This window comes from Streptomyces sp. NBC_01317, assembly GCF_035961655.1.
GTDB lineage: Bacteria > Actinomycetota > Actinomycetes > Streptomycetales > Streptomycetaceae > Streptomyces.
Genome location: NZ_CP108393.1, coordinates 6,111,936 through 6,131,928 on the forward strand (window position 1 = coordinate 6,111,936; position 19,993 = coordinate 6,131,928).

The following is a 19,993-nucleotide window of genomic DNA, read 5'->3' on the forward strand; positions in this document are numbered from 1 at the left end:
GACAAGCAGTAAGCGCAACCGACCACCGGGGCAACGTCAAGACGCGTACAGGCCCTCGATCTCCGAGGCGAACTCCTTCGCGACCACGTTCCGCTTCAGCTTCAGGGACGGCGTCACATGCCCCCCCGCTTCCGTGAACTGCGAAGAAAGAACACGGAACTTTCGAACAGACTCCGCCTTGGACACCGCCGCGTTCCCCTCGTCCACCGCCCCCTGGATCTCCGCCAGAAGCTCCGCGTCGAGGCGGAGGGTCGCCGCCGTGGACCCCGCGGGCTTGCCGTGTTCCGTGGCCCAGCGCGTGAGGAACTCCTCGTCGAGGGTGATCAGCGCGCCCACGAAGGGGCGCCCGTCGCCCACGACCATGCATTCCGCGACCAGCGCATGCGCGCGGATGCGGTCCTCGATGACCGCGGGGGCCACGTTCTTGCCCCCCGCCGTCACCAGGATCTCCTTCTTGCGCCCGGTGATCGCGAGGTACCCGTCCTCGTCCAGCGTGCCGATGTCGCCCGTGTGGAACCACCCGTCCGCCAGCGCCTCCGCCGTCGCCGTCTCGTTGTTCCAGTACTCCGTGAACAGGTGCTCGCCGTGCAGCAGCACCTCGCCGTCGTCGGCGATCCGTACGACCGACCCCGGCAGCGGCTGCCCGACCGTGCCGATCTTCTGGCGGTCCCACGGGTTGAAGGACGTCGCGGCGCAGGACTCGGTCAGGCCGTACCCCTCCAGGACGGTGAACCCCACGCCCCGGAAGAAGTGCCCCAGGCGCTCGCCCAGCGGCGCGCCGCCGGAGATCGCGTACTCCCCGGCGCCGCCCAGCACCGCGCGTAGCTTGCTGTAGACGAGCTTGTCGAAGACGGTGTGCCGGATGCGCAGGCCCAGCGAGGGCCCCCGGGGCGTGGACAGCGCGCGGCTGTAGGCGATCGCGGTCTGCGACGCCTTGTCGAAGATCTTGCCCTTGCCGTCGGCCTGGGCCTTCGCGCGCGCCCCGTTGTAGACCTTCTCGAAGACGCGCGGCACGCCCAGGATCAGCGTCGGCCGGAAGGCCGCCAACTCCTGGGTGAGGTTCTTGATGTCAGGCACGCAGCCGAGCTTGATCGGCGCCATCACCGCCGCCACCTCGACCAGCCGCCCGAAGACGTGCGCGGCGGGCAGGAAGAGCAGGATCGAGCACTCACCGGTACGGAACAGCGGCCTGAGCCGCTCCACCACGTTCCCGCACTCGGCGAAGAAGCTGCGGTGGGTGAGGACACAGCCCTTGGGGCGGCCCGTGGTGCCCGAGGTGTAGACGATCGTCGCCGGGTCGTCGGCCTTCGCGGACGACGCGCGCGCGTCGACGGTCGCGTCGTCGACCTCCGCGCCGCTCGTGACCAGCGCCTCGACCCCGCCCTTGTCGATCTGCCACACGTCCCGCAGCTCCGGCAGCGCGTCCCGTACCGACGCCACCGTCTCCGCGTGCCCGTCGCTCTCCACGATCGCCGCGACCGCGCCCGAGTCGCCCAGGACCCACTGCACCTGCTCGGCCGAACTGGTCTCGTACACCGGTACGGTCACCGCGCCGGCGGTCCAGATCGCGAAGTCGAGCCGTACCCACTCGTAGCGCGTACGGGACATCAGCGCGACCCGGTCACCCGGCCGGACGCCCGCCGCGATCAGGCCCTTTGCGGTGGCTCTGACCTCGGCCAGGAACTGGACCGCGGTCACATCTGTCCAGACACCGCCCACCTTGCGGCCGAGGACGGCCACGTCGGGATGCTGGACGGCGTTGCGGCGGATCAGATCCGTCAGATTGCCGTCCGAGGGGACCTCGTACAGGGCCGGAAGGCTGAACTCGCGCAAGACTGCTGCTCCTCATCGGGCGCCGGCGCCACGTCGGTGTGGTGCGCCGGCCGCGGTCCAAGATCGGGCAGGTGCTCGGTGGCTGCGAGCACGACCGGACTGCCCGGACGTTACCCACCGGTACTGACCTACGGATAGGGGGCCCCGGCCAGATGTTCCTCGCGTCACACGACTTTGACGGTACCTCGCGCACAGTAGTCCACGCCTCCGACACCGTCGGGGTAACCGCAGGTCCGGCCCCCTCTCCCGGGTGAGGGGGCAAAGGTTCTAGGGTGATCGTCATGCCAGGTAGAGGTACGCGAGCCGGTACGCGAGTCAACGTGGTCAGTGACGTGCACGGGAACACCCAGGCCCTCGCCACGGCCGGTGACGGCGCCGACGCCCTGGTCTGTCTCGGTGACCTCGTGCTCTTCCTCGACTACGCCGACCACTCGCGCGGCATCTTCCCCGACCTGTTCGGCGTCGGGAACGCCGACCGGATCGTCGAGCTGCGCACCGCCCGCCGCTTCGACGAGGCCAGGGAGTTCGGCCGCGCGCTGTGGGCGACGCTGGACGTCGAGCCCGCCGCCGCCATCGAGGGGGCCGTACGCCGCCAGTACGCGGAGATGTTCGCGGTCCTCCCCACTCCTACGTACGCCACCTACGGCAACGTCGACATCCCGACGCTCTGGCCCGAGTACGCCGGACCGGGCACCACCGTCCTCGACGGCGAGCGCGCCGAGATCGGCGGACGGGTCTTCGGCTTCGTCGGCGGCGGGCTGCGCACCCCCATGCGCACGCCCTACGAGATCTCCGACGAGGAGTACGCCGCCAAGGTCGAGGCGCTCGGCGAGGTCGACGTCCTCTGCTCCCACATCCCGCCGGACGTGCCCGAGCTGACGTACGACACCGTCGCCCGCCGCTTCGAACGCGGCAGCCGGGCGCTCCTCGCCGCCATCCACCGTTCGAAGCCCCGTTACGCGCTCTTCGGCCACGTGCATCAGCCCTTGGCGCGCCGGATGCGGGTCGGTGCGACCGAGTGCGTGAACGTCGGCCACTTCGCCGCCACCGGGCGCCCGTGGGCACTGGAATGGTGACGGGCGCGGTCGCGATAGCCTGCACACCGCGTACCCAGCACTGAGGAGCACGGCGATGGCGGAACACACCAGTTCGAGCATCACGATCGAGGCGGCACCGGCCGACGTCATGGGCGTGATCGCCGACTTCGCCCGCTACCCGGAGTGGACCGGCGAGGTGAAGGAGGCCGAGGTGCTCCAACGCGACGCCAAGGGCCGCGCCGAGCAGGTCAGACTGGTCCTGGACGCCGGTGCGATCAAGGACGACCACACCCTCGCGTACACCTGGACCGGCGACGACGAGGTCAGCTGGACGCTCGTGAAGTCCCAGATGCTGCGCTCGCTCGACGGCTCGTACCTCCTCGCGCCCGTCGGCGCCGGCGACCGCACGGAGGTCACCTACCGGCTGACCGTCGACGTCAAGATCCCGATGCTCGGCATGATCAAGCGCAAGGCCGAGAAGGTCATCATCGACCGCGCGCTCGCCGGGCTGAAGAAGCGCGTCGAATCCGTCCCCGGAGTCTGACCCGTATGCGTACGGTCCTCGTCACCGGCCCCGGCGGTGCGGGCCGTACGACGGTCGCCGCGGCCACCGCCCTGGCCACCGCCCGGAGCGGCGGCCGCACCCTGCTCCTCTCCGCCGACCCCCTCGACACCCTGCTCGGTACGCCCCCGGGCCCCGGCCCCGCCGACCCCGCGCAGGCCGCGGACGGCCTGTGGGCCGCGCGCGTCGACTCCGGTGACCACTTCCGTACGGAACTGCTCACCCTCCAGGAACGCGTCACCCCCGCCCTCGACCTCCTCGGCGCCCGCCCGCTGCGCGCGGAGGAGCTGACCGAGCTGCCCGGCAGCGGCCAGTTCGCCCTGCTGCACGCCCTGCGCCGGGCCGCCGAAGGCGACTGGGACGTCGTCGTCGTGGATCTGCCCCCGCTGCGCGAGGCCCTCGCCACCCTCGCCCTGCCCGAACAGCTGCGCCGCTATCTGCGCCGGCTGCTGCCCCGCGAACGGCAGGCCGCGCGCGCCCTGCGCCCGATGATGGCCCAGCTGGCCGGCGTCCCCCTGCCCGCCCAGTGGCTGTACGACATGGCCGCCCACCGGGACGCCGAGCTGGCCGCCGTCCAGTCGGTGATCGAGGACCGGGGGACCACCCTGCGCCTGGTCGCCGAACCCGGACCCGCCGGGGAGGAGGCCCTGCGCCTCGCCCACGCGGGGGCCGCGCTGTACGGCCTGCCCGTCGGCACGCTCGTACCGAACCGGCTGCTGCCACCGGACTCCGCCGACCCCTGGCTGGCGACCCTGGCCGCGCAGCAGCACAAGAGCCTGGACGCGTGGCGCGGCGCCGGGACGCCCGCCTCCGCCCTGCGTCCGGTACGCCACCTGGGCCGCGACCCGCACGGCCCCGGCGACCTCGCACGGCTGGACACGGACGCGGAGGCCGGACTCGCCGTGGAGACGGCCGGCCCGGAGGAGGCCGGGCGCCGCGACGACCCGTGGCGGGTCGAGGACCGGCTCGCCGAGGACGGGCTGCTGGTCTGGTGCCTCCCGCTGCCCGGCGTCGCCAAGAGCGAACTCCACCTCGTGCGCAGGGACGACGAACTCGTCCTCACCGTCGGCCCGTTCCGCCGCATCGTTCCGCTGCCCTCCGTGCTGCGCCGCTGCACGGTCGCCGGCGCGGCCCTCGCGGACGGTCTGCTGCGCGTCAGGTTCACCCCCGACGCCGCCCTGTGGCCGCGTTCGGACTGAGCCCCTGCGCCGCCCTGCGGCCGTGTTCGAACTGAAGGACGTACCGCCGTTCGGGTACCGTCGGAGGTACACCCTTCCGCCGTCCCTGACGCAGGAGAACCCCCGTGAGCGATTCCACCGAGCGCCCCGCCGCCGACTCGGACGCCTGGGCCACGGCGTGCGCCGAGGACCTGGAGGCGGAGAAAGCCCGCCGCCGGGCCGTCCACGGCCGCCCGCCCGCCTCCGCCTCCGAGGAACTGCGGAAGCTGGTCGACGCCGTCACCGACAAGGTCACCTCGCTCCAGAACCCGCTCTTCGGCATGGCCGCGCAGGGCGCCGTCCAGCAGTTGATCAACCAGGCCAGGGCCGCCGTCGAACCGGTCATCGAGCGCAACCCCGGAGTCTTCGACCACCTCGCCGCCGCGGGCAACGAACTCCTCGCCGCCTACCGCGACGCGGTCGAGGGCCAGGAGAGCCGCTGGACCAAGGGCCCCGAAAGCGGACCCGTGGTGCCGCCCGCGGAGCGTACGGGCGGCGCGAAGGGGTACGGAAACGGCGAGCAGGCCTTTCCGGACGCCCCGGGTGTCACGGACGACACAAAGAGCTCCCACGACCCCACGGACCCCAGGGACGAAGGACCAGGTCCGGACGGCCGCATCGACCTGGACTGAACAGGCGGGCGCCCGCCCTCGGGTACGGTTGGCCTTAGCGGGGCACGACCGAAAACTGAGGGACTCATGGGACTCACCATCGGCGTCGACATCGGCGGCACCAAGATCGCGGCGGGCGTGGTCGACGAAGAGGGCACCATCAGGGGAATGCACAAGGTGCCCACCCCGCAGACGGCCGAAGGCATCGTCGACGCGATCTGCGCCGCCGTCTCCGGCGCGGGCGAGGGACACCAGATCGAGGCGGTCGGCATCGGCGCGGCCGGCTACGTCGACGACAAGCGCGCCACCGTCCTGTTCGCGCCGAACATCAACTGGCGGCACGAACCGCTCAAGGACAAGGTCGAACAGCGCGTCGGCCTGCCGGTCGTGGTCGAGAACGACGCGAACGCCGCCGCGTGGGGCGAGTACAGGTTCGGGGCCGGGCAGGGCCACGACGACGTCATCTGCATCACCCTCGGCACCGGCCTCGGCGGGGGCATCATCATCGGCAACAAGCTGCGGCGCGGACGCTTCGGCGTGGCGGCGGAGTTCGGGCACATCCGGGTCGTACCGGACGGGCTGCTGTGCGGGTGCGGCAGTCAGGGCTGCTGGGAGCAGTACGCGTCCGGCCGCGCCCTGGTCCGGTACGCGCGCCAGCGCGCCAACGCGACCCCGGAGAACGCCGAGATACTGCTCGGTTTCGGTGACGGCACCGCCGAGGGCATCGAGGGCAGGCACGTCAGTGCCGCCGCCCGCGCCGGTGACCCGGTGGCCGTCGACTCCTTCCGGGAGCTGGCCCGTTGGGCGGGCGCGGGCCTGGCAGACCTGGCCTCGCTCTTCGACCCGTCCGCGTTCATCGTCGGCGGAGGCGTGTCGGACGAGGGCGAACTGGTCCTCGACCCGATCCGCAAGTCCTTCCGGCGCTGGCTGATCGGCGGCGAGTGGCGGCCGCACGCCCAGGTACTGGCCGCCCAACTGGGCGGCGAGGCCGGGCTGGTGGGCGCCGCGGATCTGGCAAGACAAGGCTGATCAGGGCTGATCAGGTACGACTGTGCCCGTCGCACCCGCCGGACAGGACCTGGCGGGGGGTGCGGCGGGCACAGCCATGTCCCCGCCCGGTGTCGGCGCGGACCCCGTGGGTGGCTCACGTAATCTGGTGACCATGGAAATGCCGCCACCGCTGCCCGACTCCCGTACCGAGCCGGACGGTTCGGCCGTGATCCGGGTCCTCAGCTACAACATCCGCTCGATGCGGGACGACCGTGAGGCGCTGGTCCGGGTGATCAAGGCCTGCGCGCCCGACCTGGTGCTGATCCAGGAGGCCCCGCTGTTCTTCCGCTGGCGCAAGCGCGCCGCCTGGCTCGCCTCCCGTACCGACCTGGTGGTGCTCGGTGGCGGCGGCACCGCGGCGGGCCCGCTGCTGCTCTGTTCCCTGCGCGCCACCGTGGAGCGGACCGAGGACGTCCTGCTGCCCCGCACCCCCGGCCTGCACCGGCGCGGGTTCGCGACGGCGGTCGTACGGTTCGGACGGGCGAGGCTCGGCGTGCTCAGCTGCCATCTGAGCCTGGACGCCGGTGAACGCGAGGCGCAGGCGGGGATGCTGCTCGACCGCCTCGACGCGCTGGACGTCCCGCACGCGGTCGCGGGCGGCGACCTCAACGAGCCGCCGGGCAGGAATGCGTTCCGGCTGCTGGCGGCCAAGCTCCAGGACTGCTGGGCGGCCACGCCCTGGGGCGGCGAGCACACCTGGGTCCGGAGCGGACCGCCCCGGCGCATCGACGCGATCTTCGCCACGGAGGGCGTGGAGGTGCTCGGCTGCGGGGTGCCGCGCGGCCTGCCCGGCCTCACCGACCACGACCTGCGCATGGCCACGGACCACCTGCCGGTGCTGGCGGCGGTACGCGTACCCGCGTCCTGAGTCCGTCGCGCGTCCCGCCCCCGGGGAGCCGCGTCCCGGCCGAGGCCGGGACGCGTGACACCGTGCCGTACGCCCTACACCACCGCGCCGCGCCCCGGATCGTCGTCCTCGTCGTCGCCGTGGCTCATCCGTGCCACCAGGGTGGCGAAGCCGCCCAGGAAGCCGCCGACACAGATCGTGGTGAGCCACCACGTCATGTCCCACTGGAGCAGCACGGCGACCAGCATCAGCACCGGGCCGCCCACCACCCCGAGCCAGGCGAATTTGGACGTGACGTCGGCCTCCGGCAGCGGCGGCGGCTCCGGCGGGACGAAGTGCCCCTCGTCGTCGGGGTCCTCGGGGTCTTCCGGCGCCACGTAGTCGCGCGGGCCCGCCACCGGCGAACCCACCCCGGGAGCGAAGATCACCGAGCCCCCCAGCGGGGGCCTCACCTCGTCCGTACCGCTGTCCGCGCCACTCTCCGCGCCACTGTCGTGGCTGTTCTCGGGACTCTTTTCGGCACTGTTCTCAGCGCTGTTCTCAGAACTCTTCGCGCCCTTGTCCGGGGACGGCTCCTGGCCGCCCCCGGTGCTGTTCTTCCCGCCCTCCAGCAGGGCCAGTCCGTCCACCGACTTGAACGGCTTGGCGCCCGGGGGGTCCGCGGGCTCGTCGCCGTACCCGGCCACGATCGCCGCCCAGGCGGCGTCCTCGTCGATCGGCTGCGGCTCGCGGTCCGCGTCATGTTGCTCAGCCACCGGTGGTGCTCCCCTTCTTCCCGACAGTCGGAGCGAGCCGGCCGATGAACGCGTGACTCTCCTCGAAGATCCGCTCCGCGTCATGGTCCAACGTCGCGACGTGGTAGCTCTGTTCCAGCAAGATCTCCCGGACATCCGTCGAGGAGACCCGGGACAGCACCCGGGCGGAGTCGGAGGGGGGCACGACATGGTCCTTCGGACTGCGCAACAGCAGCAGCGGTTGGGTCACCTGCGGCAGCGCCGCGTCCACCAGACGGAACAGCCTCCCCAGTGAGTAGGCGGCGTGCAGGGGCGTCCGTGTGTACCCCAGCTCCACCTTCCCGTCCTTGGCGATGTCGTTCGCCAGCCCCCCGACCGAGGGGAGCACGTGCCGGAGCACCGGCAGGGCGTACGCCGCCGCCCCGTGCATCTTCACGGCCGGGTTGACGACGACGATCCCGCTGATCGCGGGCCCGTGCTTGGCGGCCAGCCGCAGCGCCAGCGACCCGCCCATGGAGAGCCCGCAGACGAAGACCCGCGCGCACCGCTCCCGCAGCTCGCGCAGCGCCCGGTCCACTTCCGCGTACCAGTCCTGCCACCGCGTGGACTGCATGTCCTGCCAGCGGGTGCCGTGCCCGGGGAGCAGCGGCACCGACACCGTCAGCCCGCGCTCCGCCAGATGCTCGCCCCAAGGGCGCATCGACTGCGGGGAACCGGTGAATCCGTGACAGAGGAGGACGCCGACCTCGCCGCCCTCGTGGTGGTACGGCTCGGCTCCAGGAAGGACCGGCACCGGGGTCTCCTGTTCGTGAGGCTCGGAAGATGTACTTCACCGTACGCGACCGGACCGACACCGACCAGGTGCGTTCGGCCCCCAGGAAGGAGAGTGCGGGACGCCCACGCGTTAAGGTCAGTCGGACAGCACACAGGAGGCATCCGAGTTGATCTACGGTGCAATGAAGTTCTCCGTCGGAGGGTCGCTGAAGCTCGCCTTCAGGCCCTGGGTGGAGGGCATCGAGAACGTTCCCGCCGAAGGGCCCGCGATCCTCGCGAGCAACCATCTCTCGTTCTCGGACTCCTTCTTCCTTCCGGCCGTTCTCGACCGCAAGGTGACCTTCATCGCGAAGGCCGAGTACTTCACCACGCCCGGCATCAAGGGCACGTTGACGGCGGCCTTCTTCAAGGGCGTCGGACAGTTGCCGGTGGACCGCTCCGGGGCGCGCGGGGCGGGTGAGGCGGCGATCAAGAGCGGCGTCGACGTCCTGGCCAAGGGCGAGCTGTTCGGCATCTACCCCGAGGGCACCCGCTCGCCCGACGGCCGGCTCTACCGGGGCAAGCCCGGCGGCCTGGCCCGGGTGGCGCTCGCCAGCGGCGCGCCGGTCATCCCCGTCGCGATGATCGACACGGAGAAGATCCAGCCGCCCGGCAAGGTGGTGCCCAAGCTGATGCGGCCGGGCATCAGGATCGGCAAGCCGCTGGACTTCAGCCGGTACCAGGGCATGGAGGGTGACCGGTTCATCCTGCGCTCGGTGACGGACGAGGTCATGTACGAAATCATGAAGTTGTCCGGTCAGGAGTACGTGGACGTCTACGCGACCGCCGCGAAGCGGCAGTTGGCCGAGGCGGCGAAGGAAAAAAGCCTGTCCGGCGAGTGACGGCGGGCGTGGCCGGGGGGCCGCGGAACGGGGGGCGGGGCCGTGGTGAAGCGTGAGCGTGTCGTACGGATGTCGGTCGAGCAGCCGCTGTGGCGGGCACTGACCGGCTACCGGGTGCTGACCGCCGTCTACGCGATCTTTCTGTTCGTGTTCGAGCGCGACAAGTTCGAACGCCCGTGGGTCGCGATCGTCTTCCTCGCGTTCCTCGCCGTCTGGACCGCCGCGACCCTGCCCCGGGTGGCGAACGCCGCGAGCTGCACCAAGCGGTTCCTGGGCGCGGATCTCACCGTCGCGGTGGTCGGGATCCTGCTCACCCCGCTCGCCGACGAGCAGGCGCAGCAGGTCGACGGCCCCACCCTGCCGACGATATGGGCGGCCGGTTCCGTCCTCGCGTTCGCGATCAAGGGCGGCTGGCGGTGGGCGGCGCTCGCCTCCACCTTCGTCGCCGTCGCCAACCTCATCGAGCGGGCCCACCCCAGCAGGGACACGTTCCACAACGTGCTGCTGGTGTGGATCGCCTCGATCGCGATCGGCTACATCGTGGAGGTGGCCCGCGCCTCCGAACGCATCCTCGCCCGCGCCCTGGAGATCGAGGCCGCGACCCGCGAGCGCGAACGGCTGGCCCGTGACATCCACGACAGCGTCCTCCAGGTGCTGGCGATGGTGCAGCGGCGCGGTACGGCCCTGGGGGGCGAGGCGGCCGAACTGGGCAGGATGGCGGGGGAGCAGGAGGTCGCCCTGCGGACCCTGGTCTCCAGCGGGCTCGTCCCCACGGCCCGCGAAGGAGCGGCCGGCGCGTACCCCGGCGCAGTGGCCGGCGCGGCCCTCGGCGACGTACAGGAGCCGTGCGACCTGCGCTCGCTCCTCGCGCCGTACACGGGCTCGAAGGTCACCTTCGCCGAGCCCGGCGCCCCCGTCCTGCTGGCGCCCGCCGCCGCGAGGGAGCTGGCCGCCGCCGTCGGCGCCGCCCTGGACAACGTGGGCCGGCACGCGGGCGCGGACGCCCGCGCCTGGATCCTGGTCGAGGAGGATCCGGACGAGGTGATCGTGACCGTACGGGACGACGGCCCCGGCATCCCGGAGGGCCGGCTCGCGCAGGCGGAGGGCGAGGGCCGCCTCGGAGTCGCGCTGTCCATCCGTGGGAGGCTGCGGGACCTGGGCGGTACGGCGGAGCTGATCTCCGTCCCGGGGCAGGGCACGGAAGTCGAGTTGAGGGTTCCACGGGGGAAGGCGGAGCGATGAGCACGGACATGACGGGGACGGCGGGACCGATCAGGGTGATGGTCGTCGACGACCACCCGATGTGGCGCGACGCCGTCGCCCGGGACCTGGACGCGGCGGGGTTCGAGGTGATCGCCACGGCCGGGGACGGCCCGCAGGCCGTGCGCCGGGCGAGGGCCACCGCCCCGCAGGTCCTCGTCCTCGACCTCAATCTGCCCGGCATGCCCGGCGTCCAGGTCTGCAAGGAGCTGGTCGGCCTCCAGCCGGGCCTGCGGGTCCTGGTGCTCTCCGCCAGCGGCGAGCACGCCGACGTGCTGGAGGCGGTCAAGTCCGGCGCCACCGGCTACCTGCTCAAGTCGGCCAGTACGGAGGAGCTGGTCGACGCCGTCCGCAGGACCGCCGCCGGAGACCCGGTCTTCACCCCCGGTCTCGCCGGGCTGGTCCTCGGGGAGTACCGCAGGCTCGCCTCCGAGCCCCTGCCCGCCGCCCCGGACGAGCCGAAGGCCCCCCAGCTCACCGACCGGGAGACCGAGGTGCTGCGGCTGGTCGCCAAGGGGCTGTCGTACAAGCAGATCGCCGAGCGGCTGGTCATCTCGCACCGCACCGTGCAGAACCACGTCCAGAACACCCTGGGCAAGCTGCAACTGCACAACCGCGTCGAACTGGTCCGGTACGCCATCGAACGCGGCCTCGACGACGTCTGAGCCGGACGTCCGGCCGGACCCGGGGCCCCGGGCCCCGGGTCCGGACGTCCGCCTCACACCCGGGCGCGGGCGCCGCTCATCGCCCCGGCGAGCAACTCCCGTACGATCTCCGGCCCGTTCAGGGTCAGCACCGACTCCGGGTGGAACTGCACGGACGCGAACCCGGGGCCGCGCAGCGCGTGCACCTCACCGTCCGCCGCGTCACCGTTCCCGTCCCCGCGGCTCACCTCGATGCCGTGCGCCGCCAGTTCGGCCGCCGCCGTGTCGTCGCAGGCCGCCGTGAAGCTGTTGTAGAAGCCGACCGTCTCCGCCCGGCCGAACAGGTCGATGCCGGTCTGCGCGCCCTGATGGGGGACCCGCTTGCGTACGGTCTCCAGACCCAGCTCGGCCGCGATCAGCTCATGGCCGAGGCAGATCCCGAGCAGCCCGTGCCGCCGGTCGCGGAGCAACGCGGCGGCCAGTCCGCGCAGCAGGCCCATCTTCGGGTCGGCGGCGTCCGCCGGATCGCCGGGACCCGGCCCCAGCACCACCGGCCCGGGGTGCGCCCCCACCGCCGCCCGCAGGCCCGGCTCGTCGTAGCGCCGTACGGTCACCTCCAGGCCCGAGGAGCGCAGGACGTACGCGAGCATCGCGGTGAAGGTGTCCTCGCCGTCCACGACCAGCGCGTGGCCGGCCAGGGAGCCCGGCGCGGTCCGCATCTTCAGCCAGAACGGCGCGAGGTCCGCGCGCCGGGCGTCCAGCGCCGCCCGCACCCTCGGGTCGTCCGCGAGGCGCGGGCCTTCCGGGGCGGTCCGCGGCCTGCCGGGCCGCACCCCCAGGGCCGCCAGCACGCCCGCCGCCTTGGCGTGCGTCTCCGCCACCTCGCCCGCCGGGTCCGAGTGCCGTACGAGCGTGGCGCCGACCGGCACCCGCAGCCCGCCGTCGCGGTCGATGTCGGCGGTACGGATCAGGATGGGGGAGTCGAGCGTCTGCGCCCCGCCCGCGTCCCGGCCGATCAGGGCGAGCGCGCCCGCGTAGTAGCCGCGCCCGCCCACCTCGTGGCGTTCGATGACCCGGCAGGCGTTCTGCACCGGCGACCCGGTCACGGTCGCGGCGAACATGGTCTCCCTGAGCACCTCGCGCACGTCCAGCGAGGACCGCCCGCGCAACTCGTACTCGGTGTGGGCGAGATGGGCCATCTCCTTGAGCCGCGGCCCGATCACCACCCCGCCCCGGTCGCCGACGGTGCACATCATCTTCAGCTCCTCGTCCACGACCATGGACAGCTCCTCGGTCTCCTTGCGGTCGCCCAGGAAGCCGAGCAGGCCCTCCGCCGTCGGTCCCCCGGGCGGGTAGCGGAACGTGCCGCTGATCGGGTTCATCACGACCGTCCCGCCGCTCATCCGCACATGCACCTCCGGGCTGGCTCCCACGAGCGTGCGCTCCCCGGTGTGCACGACGAAGGTCCAGTACGCGCCCCGCTCCCCGGCGAGCAGCCGCCGGAACAGGGCGAGGGCGTCGGCGCGGCCGAAGCCGGGGATCCGCCCCCCGAATGTTCTGCGGATGACGAAGTTCGCGCCCTCGCCACTGCCGATCTCGTCCTCGACGACCTTGCGTACGATCCGCGCGTACCGCTCGTCGTCCAGGTCGAAGGCGCCGCCCTCGACCCGTACGGCGTGCCCCGGCAGCAGGTCGAGCACCTCGTCCAACGGCAGTTCGTACCGCTCGTCCGCGACCAGCACGGCCAGGGGCGTCCCGTCGTCCCGTACGTCGAAGCCGCGTTCCCTGATCTGCCGGAACGGCACCAGCGCGAGCGCGGGGCGCTCCCCGTCCGGCAGGTCGGCGAGGCGCGCGGCCTCGTGCACCGGCCCGATCAGCAGCTCCACCACGTCGTGGTCACGGCCCGGCGTGCGGCGGCGGAGCAGGGCGAAGGGCGGGGAGGCGGGGTCCAGGAGCCGGCCGAGGAGGGCGGCGGTCGGGGTGGCGGTCATGGGCGGTGTTCCTTCCGGGTGGGGAGGAACGGCCCGCTTCCCGAGAAGACCCGGAAACACCGAAGGCCGCCCCTCGGGCGGCCTTCTCGATTCGTGTCGCGCGCTGAATCAGTGGGCCGCCGAGTGAGCGGTCCACCACCAGGTCTGCTGTGCGTGCGCGAACATGGACGGCACCTTAGCGCATCGACCGCCCCGGAAGTGTGTGGCATTCCATACTCTGAGCATCGGCCGTGGCACAGGCCGCGACCACGTAATCTGAACGCGTGACAGTGAACGCTCAGAACCCCCCGACCCAAGTGCCGACCTGGAAAGATCTTCCCGCTGCCCAGCAGCCGGTGTATCCGGACCGGGAAGCCCTGCGCGGAGTGGTGGCCGAGCTGGAGTCGTACCCCCCGCTCGTCTTCGCCGGCGAGTGCGACCAGCTGCGCGCCCGGATGGCCGCCGTCGCCAAGGGCGAGGCGTTCCTGCTCCAGGGTGGCGACTGCGCCGAGGCCTTCGACGGTGTCTCCGCCGATCACATCCGCGGCAAGCTCAAGACCCTCCTCCAGATGGGCGCGATCCTCACGTACGCGGCGTCCGTGCCGGTGGTCAAGGTCGGACGGATCGCCGGGCAGTACTCGAAGCCGCGCTCCAAGGACACCGAGACCCGGGGTGGCGTGACCCTGCCCACGTACCGGGGCGACTCCGTCAACGGCTTCGCCTTCGACGAGAAGTCCCGGATCCCGGACCCGGAGCGGCTCAAGCGGATGTACAACGCCTCCGCGGCGACGCTCAACCTGGTCCGCGCCTTCACCACCGGCGGTTACGCCGACCTGCGCCAGGTGCACGCCTGGAACCAGGACTTCGTGAAGTCCTCGCCCTCCGGGCAGCGTTACGAGCAGCTCGCGCGCGAGATCGACAACGCGCTGAACTTCATGAAGGCGGCGGGGACCGACCCGGCGGAGTTCCGCACGGTCGAGTTCTACTCCTCGCACGAGGCCCTGCTGCTGGACTACGAGTCGGCGCTGACCCGCGTCGACTCCCGGACGGGCGAGCTGTACGACGTCTCGGGCCACATGGTCTGGGTCGGTGAGCGCACCCGCCAGCTGGACGGCGCGCACATCGAGTTCGCTTCGAGGATCCGTAACCCCATCGGCGTCAAGCTGGGCCCGACGACGACGGTGGACGACGCGCTCGCGTACGTCGACCGCCTCGACCCGGACCGCCAGCCGGGCCGGCTGACCTTCATCGTCCGGATGGGCGCGGACAAGGTCAGGGACAAGCTTCCCGAGCTGGTCCAGAAGGTCACCGCCTCCGGCGCGACCGTGGCCTGGGTGACCGACCCGATGCACGGCAACACCTTCGAGGCGGCCTCCGGGCACAAGACCCGGCGCTTCGACGACGTGCTGGACGAGGTCAAGGGCTTCTTCGAGGTGCACAAGGGCCTCGGCACCCACCCGGGCGGCATCCACGTGGAGCTGACGGGCGACGACGTCACGGAGTGCGTGGGCGGCGGCGACGAGATCTTCGTGGACGACCTGCACCAGCGCTACGAGACCGCGTGCGACCCGCGGCTCAACCGCAGCCAGTCGCTGGACCTCGCGTTCCTCGTGGCGGAGATGTACCGGGCGCAGTAGCGGTAGGCGACAGGAACGGACGAGGGGGCGCGGATCGATGTGATCCGCGCCCCATCGTCCGTTCCGGGACTTTTGCGTGCGGGCGGTGGCGGGTAAGGTTAGGTTTGCCTCACCGGGACGGTCGGGGTGACCGCCCGCCGCCATTGCCCCACTGTTTCCCGCCGGAGGTGAACCGCGTGTACGTGTGCTCGTGTTTCGGCATCACCGAGAAGCAGGTCAGGGAGCACGCGGACAGCGGCGCCTGCACCCCGCGCCAGATCGCCTCGGCCAGCAAGGCCGGCACCGACTGCGGTTCGTGCGTGCGCCGGATCCAGTCCCTCCTCGGCCGGGGAGCGGTGTGCCCCCGCCGCGAGCTGCTCAAGGAACCCGTACGGGCGGAAGCCGTCCTCACGGAATCCACTCTCACGGAATCCGCTCTCGTGGAATCCGTCTTCACGGAAGCCGCGCACGCCGGATCCGTACCGGCGGCCTGAGGGTCAGCTGTCCGGCTGCTCGATGACCTGGGCGAGATACAGCGGCTCACCGAGCTTCTCGACCAGCGCGAGCTGAGTGTCGAGATAGTCGATGTGGTGCTCCTCGTCCGCCAGGATCGACTCGAAGATCCGCTTGGACGTGTGGTCCGCCTTCTGGCGCATGACGTCGATCCCGCGCTTGAGGCGGTCGATCGCCTCCACCTCGACCTCACGGTCCGCCTGGAACATCTCCGTGACCGTCTGCCCCACCCGGACATGGAACAGCCGCTGGTAGTTCGGCAGGCCGTCCAGGAAAAGAATCCGGTCGGTGAGCAGCTCGGCGTGCTTCATCTCGTCGAACGACTCGGCGCGCGTGTACTTCGCGAGCTTCGTCCAGCCGAAGTTCTCCTGCATCTTGGCGTGCAGGAAGTACTGATTGATCGCGGTCAGTTCCGCGGTCAGCTGCTCGTTGAGGAATTCGAGGACCTCGGGGTCGCCCTGCATCGCGGCGGCTCCTTCCAGGCGGGTGACGGGCAGGAATGCGGGAATCCTCGCACTGCCACCGGGAGGCGTCCAGTAAGTGCATGCTTACTACCAGTTGCCCGAATCCGCCGAGACCTGGTCATGACCACCCCTTCCGGTCTGTCACCATGGAAGGTATGGGGCAGCCGAACCGGGAACGTCAAGAGCCGGATCAGGCCGAACTTCCACCAGGTCAGCGCCTCCAGCGCGGCTGGCCGGTCACCCACTACGGCCCCGTCCCCCGCTTCCGGCCGGAACGCTGGGAATTCCGGGTCTTCGGCGCCACGCTCGACGGCGGCAAACGCTGCTGGAATCACGAGGAATTCTCCGCGCTTCCGTTCTCCACGGTGATCGGTGATCTGCACTGTGTGACGAAGTTCAGCATGGTGGGGGCCGAATGGGGCGGAGTGCCCGCCCGTACCGTCCTGGAACTGGTCCCGCCCGCCCCCGGCGTCACCCATGTGATGGTCTGGGCCGAATACGGCTTCAGTGCCAATCTGCGACTCGCCGACTTCGCCGCCGACCGCACGATTTTCGCCACCCATAAGGACGGCGAACTGCTCACGGCCGAGCACGGATTTCCGCTGCGCCTCGTCGTACCGCAGCTGTATGCGTGGAAAGGGCCCAAATGGGTCCGGGGCGTGGAATACATGACCGCCGACCGCCGCGGCTTCTGGGAGGAGCGCGGCTATCACAATGTCGGCGACCCTTGGGCGGAGCAGCGCTACTCGTACCAGGAGGGCCCGGGAGAGGGCCCGGAGCTGTAGGGCGTGTCCGCGGGCCCGTCCTACCCGCCCGTCCTACTCGTCGCGGAGCTTCTTCAGCAGCGCCACGTCCGCCGCGTGCCCCTCCTTGCCGCCCGGTGTCTCGATCACCAGGGGTACGCCCTCGGTCGCCGGATGCGTGAACAGCGCGCGGAACGGGTCCTCGCCGATGTGGCCCGTACCGATGTTCTCGTGGCGGTCCTTGTGCGCGCCCGCCACGTCCTTGGAGTCGTTGGCGTGGATCAGCTTGAGCCGCCCGGCCCCGACCGTCTCCACCAGCAGGTCCAGGGTCCGGTGTGTCCCGTCCGGCTCCGCGAGGTCGTGGCCCGCCGCGAAGATGTGGCAGGTGTCCAGACAGATCCCCAGCTTGGGGTGGGAGTCCAGCGCCTCGAAGTACGGACCGAAGTCCCACGTCCTGGAGCAGAGCGAGAACCCCTGACCCGCGGTCGACTCCAGCAGCAGGAACGGGTCGTCGTCCTCGGTCAGCTCGTCGAGCAGCGGCAGCATCCGCTCCCGTACCTGCGCGAGCGCCACTTCGCGGGAGCGGCCGCCGGTCGCGGAGCCGGTGTGCACGACCACCCCCAGCGCGCCGATCTCGCGGGCCCGGCGCAGGCTGTGGCGCAGTGAGTCCACGGACCGGTCGGCCGTCGCCTCCGTGTGCGAGCCGAAGTTGATCAGGTACGGGGCATGGACGTACGCCGGGATCTCCCCGGCGGCGCACTCGCCGCGGAACTGTTCGTCCTGCGCCGGGTTCCCGGCGGGCGTCGCCCAGCCGCGCGGATTGGCCGCGAAGACCTGGACGGCCTCCGCGCCCAACTCGCGGGCGTAGGCCAGACCGGTCGTGGCGAGGCCGCCGGCCACCGGTACGTGGCCGCCGACAGGGTTGCGCATCGGTGTTCAGAGTCCCTTGGTCTTGATGGTGATCGTGCTGCCCTCGGGGGCGGTGCCGCCGCCCTCGACGGACTGCTCGGAGACGGTGTCGTCCAGGAACGGGAAGCTCCGGTCGACGCTGACCTCGAAGCCGGCGTCCTCCAGGGCGTTCTCGGCCTCGTCGAGCTTCTGGCCCGTGACGTCGGGCACCGTCACTTCCCGGGGCCCCTTGGAGAGGGTCAGCGTGACCGTGTCGCCCCGGGCCAGCTCGGTGCCCTCCGCGACGGACTGCCGGGCTACGGAACCGGCGTCCTCCGACGAGTTCACGCGCCCGGGAGCGATACGCACCTTGAGGCCGGCGTCCGTGAGCCGGGCGGTGGCGTCCTCCTCGGTCTCGCCCGTCACGTCCTCCACCTCGACCGGGCCGCCCTTGCTCACGACGAGCCTGATCCCCGAGTCGGGCCGCACCTCGGCCCCGGAGGCGGGGTCCGTACGGATCACGGCGCCCTGCTCGACGGTGTCGTCGAACGACCGGGTCACCACACCGGCGGCCAGGCCGGCCTGCCTGAGCACCCGCCTCGCCTCGGCGAGTGTCGAGCCCTCCAGGTCGGGGACCTTCACGACCTCCGGGCCGCGCGAGACGACGATGGTCACAGGACCGCCGCCGCGGACCCGCGCGCGGGAGTCCGGGTCGCTGCCCATGACCGTGCCGCGCTCGAAGGTGTCGCTGAAGTCGTTCCCGACCTTCACGTCCAGGCCGGCGTCGGCCAGCCGCTTCTTCGCCTCCTGCTCGGTCTGCCCGAGGAGGGAAGGCACGCGGGTGAACTGGCCTGAATTGATGTACCAGACGCCTGTGCCGACGCCCAGGACGAGCAGCACGGCGACGAGCGCGGCGATGACGCCCCGGCGGGGCGGGCGGGTGGCGCGGGCCGCGCCGCGAGGTGGCGCGTGAGGGAGGTCCGGGGGCGCCATCTCCAGCCGGCTGGTGCGGTGGACTCCGTCGGGCTTCCGCCGGTTGGCGCGCGGTGGCTCCTCGGGAGGCAGCACGCGCGGGATCACCGCCGTACGCCCCTCGGCACCGCCGTCCGGGACGGGCTTGGCCTTCGGCGGTACGGCGTCCAGCTGGGCGTCGCTCAGCCGGCAGCGGGCCTCCCGGGCCAGGGCGAGCAGCGCGACGGCGTCGTACGGGCGGTGGCCGGGGTCACGGGCCGTGGCCGCCGCGACGATTCCGTCCAGCTCGACGGCGAGGCCCGGCACGGCGGTGGACGGGGCGGGCACGTCCTCGTTGAGGTGCAGGTACAGCACCTGCGCCGGGGTGTCACCGGCGTGCGGCTTGCCGCCGGTCAGCATCTCGTGGAGGACGACCCCGCAGGCGTACACGTCGACGCGGGTGTCGGAGGTGCCGTGCTCGATCTGCTCGGGCGCGAGGTACGACACCGTGCCGAGGACCGTGCCCGTGGTGTTGGTGACGTCGCCCAGGACCCGTACGAGCCCGAAGTCCGCGACCTTGACGCGGCCGTCGTCCCCTATGAGGACGTTCTCCGGCTTCATGTCCCGGTGCACGAACCCGGCGCGGTGGGCGGCGCCGAGCGCGGCGAGCACGGGCTCCAGGATGTCCAGCGCGGCCCGGGGCCGGAGCGCGCCGCGCTCGCGCAGGACGTCGCGCAGGGTGCAGCCCTGGACGTACTCCATCGCGAGGTAGACGTACGCGCCCTGGGCACCCTGGTCGAAGACGGCGACGACGTTGGGGTGCGCGAGGCGGGCGACGGACTTGGCCTCGCGGATGAACCGCTCCACGAAGGCGACGTCTCCGGCGAGCGCCGGGTGCATCACCTTGAGGGCCAGGACCCGGTCGAGCCGGGTGTCGAACGCGCGGTAGACGGTGGCCATGCCGCCCACCGCGATGCGCGCGTCGACGCGGTACCGGCCGTCGAGCAGGTGCCCGACGAGGGGGTCCTGAAGGGTCGTGTCCACGGTGCGAGTGTACGAGCCGGGGGTGTGGGTGCGCCGGGGCGCGGTCTTCTTGCAGCGCACCTGTGACGCGCGGCGCGCGTCCGTGTTGTCCTCAGTCGCCGGACGGGCTTTGTTTGTGCGTCTGCCCGGTGCGGGCGGGTGCGGGTTACTGATTGTCCTCAATCGCCGGACGGGCTGGGTTGTGCCCGCTGCGGCCCCGGTGGGCTGGGTGCGGGTTGTTGCCGGGGGCCGGGCAGGGGTCGTGTCCTGCACTGCATGTTTTACGTCGCGTTCAGGACCTTGTTTTATTCGGGTTCGCCACGCGACACAAAACACGCTTTACGTTCCGGACACGACCCCTGCCCGTCCCCCTTC

At 71.7% G+C, this 19,993-nt stretch carries 19 protein-coding genes; 12 read left to right on the forward strand and 7 right to left on the reverse strand.

Features of this window, described 5'->3' with window-relative positions; genetic code table 11:
• Nucleotides 1-36: 36 nt before the first annotated feature.
• Nucleotides 37-1,833 (reverse strand): AMP-dependent synthetase/ligase, encoded by a 1,797-nt coding sequence (locus OG349_RS26550; RefSeq protein WP_327236980.1) that lies wholly within the window; start codon nt 1,831-1,833, stop codon nt 37-39.
• A gap of 281 nt (nt 1,834-2,114) precedes the next feature.
• Here OG349_RS26550 and OG349_RS26555 point away from each other — a divergent pair, with 281 nt between their 5' ends.
• The 6 genes from OG349_RS26555 (at nt 2,115) to OG349_RS26580 (ending at nt 7,178) form a co-directional block, all read left to right on the forward strand.
• Nucleotides 2,115-2,909: a metallophosphoesterase family protein gene (locus tag OG349_RS26555; RefSeq protein ID WP_327236981.1), complete on the forward strand. Its 795-nt coding sequence runs from the start codon at nt 2,115-2,117 to the stop codon at nt 2,907-2,909.
• A 55-nt stretch (nt 2,910-2,964) separates the two neighbouring features.
• Complete coding sequence (locus tag OG349_RS26560; RefSeq protein WP_327236982.1) at nt 2,965-3,414, forward strand: SRPBCC family protein; 450 nt, start codon at nt 2,965-2,967, stop codon at nt 3,412-3,414.
• 5 nt (nt 3,415-3,419) lie between these two features.
• Entirely contained in the window at nt 3,420-4,631 is a 1,212-nt protein-coding gene (locus OG349_RS26565) for an ArsA family ATPase (protein WP_327236983.1), read from the forward strand.
• A gap of 104 nt (nt 4,632-4,735) precedes the next feature.
• A complete protein-coding gene (locus OG349_RS26570; protein WP_327236984.1) occupies nt 4,736-5,281 on the forward strand; it encodes a DUF5304 domain-containing protein in 546 nt (181 codons plus the stop codon).
• 66 nt (nt 5,282-5,347) lie between these two features.
• Nucleotides 5,348-6,289 carry an ROK family glucokinase gene (locus tag OG349_RS26575; RefSeq protein ID WP_327236985.1) on the forward strand — a complete coding sequence of 314 codons (942 nt, stop codon included), beginning with the start codon at nt 5,348-5,350 and terminating at the stop codon, nt 6,287-6,289.
• Between the two features lie 133 nt (nt 6,290-6,422).
• Entirely contained in the window at nt 6,423-7,178 is a 756-nt protein-coding gene (locus OG349_RS26580; protein WP_327236986.1) for an endonuclease/exonuclease/phosphatase family protein, read from the forward strand.
• 74 nt (nt 7,179-7,252) lie between these two features.
• Here the strand turns inward: OG349_RS26580 and OG349_RS26585 are convergent, their stop codons facing one another.
• Both OG349_RS26585 and OG349_RS26590 read right to left on the reverse strand, forming a co-directional pair.
• Nucleotides 7,253-7,912, reverse strand: a complete 660-nt coding sequence (locus OG349_RS26585; RefSeq protein ID WP_327236987.1) for a hypothetical protein — start codon at nt 7,910-7,912, stop codon at nt 7,253-7,255.
• The gene (locus OG349_RS26590; RefSeq protein ID WP_327236988.1) at nt 7,905-8,684 is read right to left on the reverse strand and encodes an alpha/beta hydrolase; all 780 of its coding nucleotides are present in this window, start codon (nt 8,682-8,684) and stop codon (nt 7,905-7,907) included. Before OG349_RS26590 ends, OG349_RS26585 begins: the two co-directional genes overlap by 8 nt.
• A gap of 148 nt (nt 8,685-8,832) precedes the next feature.
• On the opposite strand from OG349_RS26590, the gene OG349_RS26595 reads away from it, so the two are divergent.
• From OG349_RS26595 to OG349_RS26605, 3 genes are read left to right on the forward strand one after another with little or no spacing between them, the layout of a single operon-like run.
• Nucleotides 8,833-9,546 (forward strand): lysophospholipid acyltransferase family protein, encoded by a 714-nt coding sequence (locus tag OG349_RS26595; protein WP_327236989.1) that lies wholly within the window; start codon nt 8,833-8,835, stop codon nt 9,544-9,546.
• Nucleotides 9,547-9,588: 42 nt separating this feature from the next.
• Nucleotides 9,589-10,788 carry a MacS family sensor histidine kinase gene (macS, locus tag OG349_RS26600; protein WP_327236990.1) on the forward strand — a complete coding sequence of 400 codons (1,200 nt, stop codon included), beginning with the start codon at nt 9,589-9,591 and terminating at the stop codon, nt 10,786-10,788.
• Nucleotides 10,789-10,796: 8 nt separating this feature from the next.
• Nucleotides 10,797-11,471 (forward strand): response regulator transcription factor, encoded by a 675-nt coding sequence (locus tag OG349_RS26605; RefSeq protein ID WP_327238736.1) that lies wholly within the window; start codon nt 10,797-10,799, stop codon nt 11,469-11,471.
• A gap of 53 nt (nt 11,472-11,524) precedes the next feature.
• Here the strand turns inward: OG349_RS26605 and OG349_RS26610 are convergent, their stop codons facing one another.
• Entirely contained in the window at nt 11,525-13,441 is a 1,917-nt protein-coding gene (locus tag OG349_RS26610) for an anthranilate synthase family protein (protein ID WP_327236991.1), read from the reverse strand.
• A 263-nt stretch (nt 13,442-13,704) separates the two neighbouring features.
• Here OG349_RS26610 and OG349_RS26615 point away from each other — a divergent pair, with 263 nt between their 5' ends.
• Together OG349_RS26615 and OG349_RS26620 are read left to right on the forward strand one after the other, a co-directional pair.
• A complete protein-coding gene (locus OG349_RS26615) occupies nt 13,705-15,057 on the forward strand; it encodes a class II 3-deoxy-7-phosphoheptulonate synthase (RefSeq protein WP_327236992.1) in 1,353 nt (450 codons plus the stop codon).
• Between the two features lie 167 nt (nt 15,058-15,224).
• Complete coding sequence (locus tag OG349_RS26620) at nt 15,225-15,530, forward strand: (2Fe-2S)-binding protein (RefSeq protein ID WP_327236993.1); 306 nt, start codon at nt 15,225-15,227, stop codon at nt 15,528-15,530.
• Between the two features lie 3 nt (nt 15,531-15,533).
• Here OG349_RS26620 and bfr read toward each other — a convergent pair whose 3' ends face one another.
• Nucleotides 15,534-16,013, reverse strand: a complete 480-nt coding sequence (bfr, locus tag OG349_RS26625) for a bacterioferritin (RefSeq protein WP_161308610.1) — start codon at nt 16,011-16,013, stop codon at nt 15,534-15,536.
• Nucleotides 16,014-16,168: 155 nt separating this feature from the next.
• Here bfr and OG349_RS26630 point away from each other — a divergent pair, with 155 nt between their 5' ends.
• Nucleotides 16,169-16,798 carry a sulfite oxidase-like oxidoreductase gene (locus OG349_RS26630; protein ID WP_327236994.1) on the forward strand — a complete coding sequence of 210 codons (630 nt, stop codon included), beginning with the start codon at nt 16,169-16,171 and terminating at the stop codon, nt 16,796-16,798.
• 33 nt (nt 16,799-16,831) lie between these two features.
• Here OG349_RS26630 and OG349_RS26635 read toward each other — a convergent pair whose 3' ends face one another.
• Both OG349_RS26635 and pknB read right to left on the reverse strand, forming a co-directional pair.
• A complete protein-coding gene (locus OG349_RS26635) occupies nt 16,832-17,686 on the reverse strand; it encodes a deoxyribonuclease IV (RefSeq protein ID WP_327236995.1) in 855 nt (284 codons plus the stop codon).
• Between the two features lie 6 nt (nt 17,687-17,692).
• Complete coding sequence (gene pknB / locus OG349_RS26640) at nt 17,693-19,639, reverse strand: Stk1 family PASTA domain-containing Ser/Thr kinase (protein WP_327236996.1); 1,947 nt, start codon at nt 19,637-19,639, stop codon at nt 17,693-17,695.
• Between the last annotated feature and the right edge of the window lie 354 nt (nt 19,640-19,993).

Bases quoted from the DNA above. Each gene is read 5' to 3' on its own strand.
- bfr (WP_161308610.1), bottom strand. From the start codon at position 16,013: ATGCAGGGCGACCCCGAGGTCCTCGAATTCCTCAACGAGCAGCTGACC.
- OG349_RS26555 (WP_327236981.1), top strand. From the start codon at position 2,115: ATGCCAGGTAGAGGTACGCGAGCCGGTACGCGAGTCAACGTGGTCAGT.
- OG349_RS26565 (WP_327236983.1), top strand. From the start codon at position 3,420: ATGCGTACGGTCCTCGTCACCGGCCCCGGCGGTGCGGGCCGTACGACG.
- OG349_RS26580 (WP_327236986.1), top strand. From the start codon at position 6,423: ATGGAAATGCCGCCACCGCTGCCCGACTCCCGTACCGAGCCGGACGGT.
- OG349_RS26630 (WP_327236994.1), top strand. From the start codon at position 16,169: ATGGGGCAGCCGAACCGGGAACGTCAAGAGCCGGATCAGGCCGAACTT.
- OG349_RS26560 (WP_327236982.1), top strand. From the start codon at position 2,965: ATGGCGGAACACACCAGTTCGAGCATCACGATCGAGGCGGCACCGGCC.
- OG349_RS26635 (WP_327236995.1), bottom strand. From the start codon at position 17,686: ATGCGCAACCCTGTCGGCGGCCACGTACCGGTGGCCGGCGGCCTCGCC.
- OG349_RS26610 (WP_327236991.1), bottom strand. From the start codon at position 13,441: ATGACCGCCACCCCGACCGCCGCCCTCCTCGGCCGGCTCCTGGACCCC.
- OG349_RS26605 (WP_327238736.1), top strand. From the start codon at position 10,797: ATGACGGGGACGGCGGGACCGATCAGGGTGATGGTCGTCGACGACCAC.
- OG349_RS26575 (WP_327236985.1), top strand. From the start codon at position 5,348: ATGGGACTCACCATCGGCGTCGACATCGGCGGCACCAAGATCGCGGCG.